General features: G+C 51.4%; 8 protein-coding genes and 1 pseudogene. 4 read left to right on the top strand and 5 right to left on the bottom strand.

Annotated elements, in window-relative coordinates; genetic code table 11:
* From ACTBDZ_RS13210 to ACTBDZ_RS13220, 3 genes and pseudogenes are all read left to right on the top strand, one after another.
* A pseudogene (locus tag ACTBDZ_RS13210) lies at positions 1–70 on the top strand (surface-adhesin E family protein); the annotation flags it as partial.
* Positions 71–133: 63 nt separating this feature from the next.
* Positions 134–430 carry a tripartite tricarboxylate transporter permease gene (locus ACTBDZ_RS13215; RefSeq protein ID WP_438815668.1) on the top strand — a complete coding sequence of 99 codons (297 nt, stop codon included), beginning with the start codon at positions 134–136 and terminating at the stop codon, positions 428–430.
* Complete coding sequence (locus tag ACTBDZ_RS13220) at positions 414–1049, top strand: tripartite tricarboxylate transporter permease (protein ID WP_438815661.1); 636 nt, start codon at positions 414–416, stop codon at positions 1047–1049. Before ACTBDZ_RS13215 ends, ACTBDZ_RS13220 begins: the two co-directional genes overlap by 17 nt.
* Positions 1050–1400: 351 nt before the next feature.
* On the opposite strand, the gene ychF is transcribed toward ACTBDZ_RS13220, so the two are convergent.
* Positions 1401–2492 (bottom strand): redox-regulated ATPase YchF, encoded by a 1092-nt coding sequence (ychF, locus tag ACTBDZ_RS13225; RefSeq protein WP_438815662.1) that lies wholly within the window; start codon positions 2490–2492, stop codon positions 1401–1403.
* Positions 2493–2621: 129 nt separating this feature from the next.
* Positions 2622–3209 (bottom strand): aminoacyl-tRNA hydrolase, encoded by a 588-nt coding sequence (pth, locus tag ACTBDZ_RS13230; protein ID WP_438815663.1) that lies wholly within the window; start codon positions 3207–3209, stop codon positions 2622–2624.
* A 340-nt stretch (positions 3210–3549) separates the two neighbouring features.
* Here pth and ychH point away from each other — a divergent pair, with 340 nt between their 5' ends.
* Complete coding sequence (gene ychH, locus ACTBDZ_RS13235; RefSeq protein ID WP_438815664.1) at positions 3550–3822, top strand: stress-induced protein YchH; 273 nt, start codon at positions 3550–3552, stop codon at positions 3820–3822.
* A gap of 253 nt (positions 3823–4075) precedes the next feature.
* Here ychH and prs read toward each other — a convergent pair whose 3' ends face one another.
* The 3 genes from prs to lolB form a co-directional block, all read right to left on the bottom strand.
* The gene (gene prs / locus ACTBDZ_RS13240; protein WP_438815665.1) at positions 4076–5023 is read right to left on the bottom strand and encodes a ribose-phosphate diphosphokinase; all 948 of its coding nucleotides are present in this window, start codon (positions 5021–5023) and stop codon (positions 4076–4078) included.
* A gap of 153 nt (positions 5024–5176) precedes the next feature.
* On the bottom strand, positions 5177–6052 hold the full coding sequence (gene ispE / locus ACTBDZ_RS13245) for a 4-(cytidine 5'-diphospho)-2-C-methyl-D-erythritol kinase (protein ID WP_438815666.1): 876 nt from the start codon (positions 6050–6052) through the stop codon (positions 5177–5179).
* A 2-nt stretch (positions 6053–6054) separates the two neighbouring features.
* Entirely contained in the window at positions 6055–6678 is a 624-nt protein-coding gene (gene lolB, locus ACTBDZ_RS13250; RefSeq protein ID WP_438815667.1) for a lipoprotein insertase outer membrane protein LolB, read from the bottom strand.
* Positions 6679–6909: the final 231 nt, after the last annotated feature.

The raw sequence follows: 6909 nt of genomic DNA on the forward strand, positions 1-6909 counted from the left end.
CATGGCGATGGTCAAAGCGCTTAACCGGATCACGCTATTAGGAATGCCGAACAGTATTCGCATCACGTAACAATCGACCCGATGGGGCACAGTCGTTACAAGTTCTGATTTATTCAACAAAGCCGCGACGATCATTATCGCACTCTGTGCGCCGTTGCTTTCCTCTCTGGCATTACTTTTTGGGCCTGCTGATTATTTCTCGTTGATGCTGCTCGGCCTTGTCGGTGCGATTGTTCTGGCACAGGGATCGTTGCTTAAGGCGTTTGCGGTTATGGTGCTCGGGATGCTACTCGGATTGATGGGGGTTGATGTCAATTCCGGGGCGGAACGTTATACCTTTGGCATTATCCAACTCACGGACGGTATCAGTTTTGTTGCGCTGGCAACGTTCTGTTCGTATACTGTAGAAAAAAGTGTCGGCAAATCCTGAGCAATTTGGTCACGGCGCCGCTGGGCCTGAGTCTGCTAATAATGCGGCGGCGCAAACGTCGTTTATTCCCTTGTTAACGCTGGGTCTCCCCTCTAATGGCACTATGGCCTTGATGGCGGGGGCGATGATGATCCACGGTATTACACCTGGCACTCAATTTATCACGGACCAACCCACTCTGTTCTGGAGTGTGATTGCGAGTATGTGGATTGGTAATATCATGCTGCTGGCGCTTAATCTGCCACTGGTTGGGGTATGGGTACAATTATTGCGAATTCCCTATCGGTTACTGTACCCGGTTATCATCATGTTCTGTTGCATTGGTATATACAGCGTGGCGAGCAGCTCATTCGATATTTTTACGGCGGCGCTATTCGGGCTGATTGGATTTGCGTTGGTGGCTTATGACTACGAGCCTGCCCCCTTACTGATGGGTTTTATTCTCGGGCCGTTGATGGAGGAAAACCTGCGTCGGGCCATGATGATGGCGCGAGGACGTTATGCCATTTTCATCGAAGAACCCATCAGTTTCTGTTTGCTGCTAATGGCATTGGCGCTACTAGCGATCACCGTACTCCCTTCGATCAAAACAAAGCGTGAAGATATTTTCACTGAATGATGGCGCCTACGCCTGCCGGTGATGCATGCGTAACACGCGGTATCAACCCCGGTTTTGATCAGTGTACAACCCATACCCGGAAAGCGATTGAGATTCTGAAGTGTAAAATCGAGCGTATCATGCTGCTGAGGCCAAGGCCCAGTAGTCATTGCAGCCAGATCGAGTTGTGACGCCGCGAGGGGGGAGGGGGGCGTTGTACTCATCTAAAATGACTGTACTCATTTTTGACAGCGCTGTAATGAGATGGCGTGAGACGTTATTAAAACAAAAATCCACGCCATTGCGTGGATTTTATGGATTTTTGTGGCCTTCATGAGATTTACTGAAACCTCATGAGACAACTAAATTAATTTAGACGTTAAACAAGAAATTCATCACATCGCCATCTTTAACGATATATTCTTTCCCTTCTGAACGCATTTTTCCTGCTTCTTTCGCGCCTTGCTCACCTTTGTAGGTGATAAAGTCTTCATACGCGATGGTTTGCGCGCGGATAAAGCCTTTTTCAAAGTCGGTATGGATTTTACCTGCGGCCTGTGGGGCCGTCGCGCCGACAGGGATGGTCCAGGCGCGCACTTCTTTTACGCCTGCGGTAAAGTAGGTTTGCAGGTTTAACAGTTCATAACCGGCACGGATCACGCGGTTCAGACCCGGTTCTTCCAGCACCATTTCTGCCATAAATTCTTCGCGATCTGCATCGTCCAACTCGGCGATGTCGGATTCCACTGCGGCACATACCGGGACAACCACCGAACCTTCGCTGGCAGAGATTTCACGCACCTGATCCAGGTAAGGGTTGTTTTCAAAGCCATCTTCATTGACGTTAGCGATGTACATGGTGGGCTTGAGCGTCAGGAAGCTCAGGTAACGAATGGCCGCTTTCTCTTCAGCATTCAGATCCAGGGCGCGCAGCATGCCTGCTTTTTCCAACTGCGGCAGACATTTTTCCAGCGCGGCCTGTTCAATTTTTGCGTCTTTGTCGCCGCCTTTGGCTTTCTTCTGCACGCGGTGCAGTGCGCGCTCACAGGTATCGAGATCCGCCAGCGCCAGTTCGGTGTTGATGGTATCGATGTCATCAGCCGGATCGACCTTGCCCGCAACGTGGATAATGTTGTCGTTCTCGAAGCAACGCACCACGTGGCCGATCGCTTCCGTTTCACGAATGTTAGTCAGGAATTGGTTGCCCAGGCCCTCACCTTTGGACGCACCTTTTACCAGACCCGCGATATCAACAAACTCCATCGTAGTGGGGAGAATACGCTGCGGTTTAACAATCTCAGCCAGCTTGTCCAAACGCGGGTCGGGCATCGGCACCACACCAGTATTGGGCTCTATGGTGCAAAACGGAAAGTTGGCCGCTTCGATACCGGCTTTGGTCAATGCATTGAACAGCGTAGATTTACCCACGTTAGGCAGCCCAACGATACCGCACTTGAATCCCATACTTTTATCACCTTAAAATAGATTATCAATCAGATGGTTATGATTTCTCATCTGAACAAATAAATATGTTAGCGCCAATTATACACGGAATGGCGCATTAACTCGAACCGCCTGCGCGGGAATATCACTTCACGCAGGTTTATAGGCGTGCAGTCGATTCATCGCTTTCACCATATCGTCTTTCAGCAAAATCTCGGTGCAGCGAATGGCTTCGTCGATCGCGCCGTCGATCAGCGTCTGTTCACTGGCGGGGGGTTTGCCCAGCACAAAACCGGTGACCTTACTTTTATCGCCGGGATGGCCGATGCCAATGCGCAAACGGTGGAAATTAGGGTTGTTACCTAATTTGCTCATGATGTCTTTCAAGCCGTTGTGCCCGCCGTGTCCGCCGCACAGTTTTAGTTTGGCAACCCCAGGTAAAAGATCCAGCTCATCGTGTGCCACCAGAATTTCATCCGGTTGGATGCGGTAAAAGGTTGCCATTGCCGCCACTGCTTTACCACTGAGGTTCATAAAGGTGGTTGGCACTAGCAGGCGAACATCATGACCGGCCAGCGTGAGGCGCGCGGTATAGCCAAAGAATTTTGCCTCTTCCTTAAGCGATTGCCGATAAGCCTCAGCTAACTGGTCAACGTACCAGGCACCGGCATTGTGGCGCGTGGCGGCGTATTCGGCTCCTGGATTCGCCAATCCAACGATTAATTTGATACTGCTCACGTTAAGTCCCAGATTTTGCGTCTCGTGACGTAGTTTACACAGGAGTAGGGCAGTGAAAAAGCCTTCAGCAGGTTGTTTGTCGCGTGCTCGACGCGCGTGTAGCAAAAAACGGCCAAAAACAATTTACTTTGGTAATAATTCAATTTTGTTATTAATTATATTCACACTTGGTCAGCACTAAATGTAAAAAAACGTTTCTACACTTGCTTATCTGTGATCGCCTACGCAATACCTTATTGCCTACTGCGTCTATAATTACATCAGAACAAGGACGGTTACGTAGCATTTTCATTTTTCCGAACGGTCACGTATTTTACCTGACCCTTACAGGAGGTGACAGATGAAACGCAAAAATGCTGTCATGCTGGGCAACGTATTTATGGGCATCGGTATGGTGTTAATGGTTGGGGGGATCGCCTTCACCATCATCAGCCAATTACCTGAGCTGAACTTGCCCGCCTACTTTACCTATTTTGACCTGATGGCCATTTTCGCTGGTGCCATGACCTGGCTGGTTGGGGCACACATTGGCGGCCGTGAAGCCGTCGCCGATCGCTATTGGTGGGTGAAGCATTTTGATAAACGCTGCCGCCGTCAGCAACCTCATTCCTGATAATACCAGACGCCTGCTTGTTCGGCAGGCGCTAGGATGTTTTTTTCTGCTTGCAGAAAATACCCGCTTTGCGCGCTGATTATATTTCTCCTGTGATGTAGTTGAACCCGTAAATAATTATCGCCACTGTTCGCAGACAATATTATTGCCACGCCAAACGATATTATGTGCAATACGTAACCATATCCACGAGAAAATAAAAAACGCCACCCTAGGGTGGCGTTTTGTCGACAACAGAAATGGACGCAGTTGATTAATGTTCAAACATGGCAGAAATAGACTCTTCGTTGCTGATGCGACGAATAGCTTCCGCCAGCATGCCCGAAAGTGTCAGTGTGCGCACGTTAGGTAGTGCTTTGATATTTTCCGACAGCGGAATGGTATCGCAGACGATAACTTCATCAATCACCGAATTCTTGATGTTGTCATACGCATTGCCGGAGAAAATCGGGTGAGTGGCATAAGCAAAGACGCGTTTGGCACCGCGTTCTTTTAATGCTTCTGCCGCTTTGCACAGGGTGCCACCGGTATCGATCATGTCGTCGACCAGAATGCAGTCGCGCCCTGCGACATCACCGATGATGTGCATCACTTGAGAGACGTTGGCGTGCGGACGACGTTTGTCGATGATCGCCATGTCAGTGTCGTTCAGCAGTTTAGCAATGGCACGCGCACGCACAACGCCACCGATATCCGGAGAAACCACAATCGGGTTTTCCAGATTCTGCTGCAACATGTCCTCCAGCAGAATCGGGCTGCCGAAAACGTTATCGACCGGAACGTCGAAGAAGCCTTGAATCTGTTCTGCGTGCAGGTCCACGGTCAGGACACGGTCAACCCCTACGCTTGACAGAAAATCAGCGACCACTTTGGCTGTGATCGGCACACGCGCAGAACGCACACGGCGGTCCTGACGAGCATAGCCGAAATAGGGGATAACGGCGGTAATACGTCCCGCTGACGCGCGGCGTAGAGCATCGACCATCACAACCAGCTCCATCAGGTTGTCATTGGTTGGTGCACAGGTCGACTGGATGATGAAAATGTCGCCACCACGAACGTTTTCATTGACTTGCACGCTGACTTCACCGTCGCTAAAGCGACCTACAGCGGCGTCTCCCAGGCTGGTGTATAAACGGTTGGCAATACGTTGCGCTAATTCGGGGATAGCGTTACCAGCAAAAAGCTTCATATCAGGCACGAGAAGAACCTCAGGCTTGCGTCCAGAGAAATATTGTACCCGGTGTCTCGGGGGCGTTGCGAGGCAGCAGGTAAAATATGCATACGGGTGTATGAGTTAAGCGTTGAACTTAAGGCATAAACCCGCCATACGGGGTAAAAATGTTTTCAACGCTTAACGTTGCCCGGAAAGCACACGGTGCAGCGGCGAGGTGTTCACGCCACGCGCAACAAAACCGTTCAGCGTTTCCGGGGCCTGGTCAAGCACCTGACGAGCGGCGAATTCGGTGTCGAATTCGGCAAACACACAAGCTCCCGTTCCTGTCAGGCGCGCCGGTGCGTATTCTAGCAGCCAAGAAAGTCGCTGTTCAACCTCGCGAAAACGTTTTCTTACGGTAGATTCACAATCATTGACGAAGGTCTGTTTTTGTAGCTCATCTAATGTGCGTACCGGTGTGTTGCGTGGTAAGTCCGGATCGCTAAACACCAGCGGGGTCGGAATGGTGACGCCGGGATGCACCACCAGATACCATTTTTCCGGCGGCGAGGCGGGTGTCAGTATCTCACCAACGCCTTCGGCGAAAGCGGCGTGCCCGCGTACAAACACCGGTACATCTGCGCCTAATCGTAATCCCAACTGCGCCAGCGTGTCCTCATCAAGGCCGCATTGCCACAGATGATTCAACGCAACCAGCACCGTAGCAGCGTTGGAAGACCCTCCACCCAGACCGCCGCCCATTGGCAGGCGTTTATCGATAGCGATGTCAGCACCGTTATAGGTCAGTGTGCGCCCCTGCTCATGGCAGTAGGCCTGTAACAAGCGTGCCGCGCGTACGGCCAGATTGGTGTCGTCAGGCACGCCGGGCAGCGGGGTGAGTAGCTGGATAACGCCGTCGTTGCGTAATCGGATGTCGACCGTGTCGCCATAATCCAGAAACTGAAACAGCGTTTGCAGCAGGTGATACCCGTCGGCGCGCTGACCGGTGATATACAGAAACAGGTTGAGTTTGGCCGGAGATGGCCAGTGCGTCAGTTGTGCCGCATCGATCATGCTTATTGCACCGTCCAGTTATTCATTTTCAGCTTGATGCGTTGCTCGCCTTGCGTCAGTTCCAGGGCGTTGGGTAGTGTGGGCGTGACGCTATCATCGTAACCGAGGTATTTCACTTCCCACGTCAGGCCGTTTTGTACCAGTGTTGCCGTACTGAGCCGCGCGTGCTCATCCAGCGTAAACTGCTGCGCATCCCCCGGCAGGCCAATCATCCACTGGCGCAGATTGGTCAATGGAATACGCATCCCGGTCAGTTGGGACAGCATGTACTCGGCATCTTTGCCGATATAACGTTTACCTTGCCCATCGGTGATTTGAATGCCATCGGGCTGCGCGCGCAGTTCCAGTTCTGTGCCGCCGAACGGGTTGGTCAGCAGCAGACGGTAGCGTTGCGTTGAAGACTCTTGCCAGAAAAAGTTGGCCGAAAGTTTCTTGCTATCAGAGAGATAGGCAAATGCGCCACGTGTCTGATACTGGCTCAATTGTTGTACCTGCTGCTTATGTTGTAACCAGGCCGGCGAATCCGACGTTGCGTTGGGACCAGAGGGCTTGGTCAGCGTACAGGCAGTCAGCAGTAAGCTGGCTAAAGGCAAGAGTCGTAAGGCGCGGGCGGTGTTACTTAACATGTTGCATATATCCTATTAAGGGTAGAAAAACCCCGTCATCATGTCGAATGGATACAGTGTGCCATGCGTTGCAGGCGATGCCCAGCGGCAATGTATGACAGAGAAAAGACCCTGTACACGATTCTGTGTAAATGCCTTTTCTCAGTAGTGACCGTCCAGACGATCACCGAACTCGATAATAAAGCGGCTCATAGCCATACGCCAGTCCCTCAGCGGCATCGTCCATTTTTG

Origin of the sequence: Symbiopectobacterium sp. (assembly GCF_051710365.1) — a bacterium.
In the GTDB taxonomy this organism is placed as follows: domain Bacteria; phylum Pseudomonadota; class Gammaproteobacteria; order Enterobacterales; family Enterobacteriaceae; genus Symbiopectobacterium.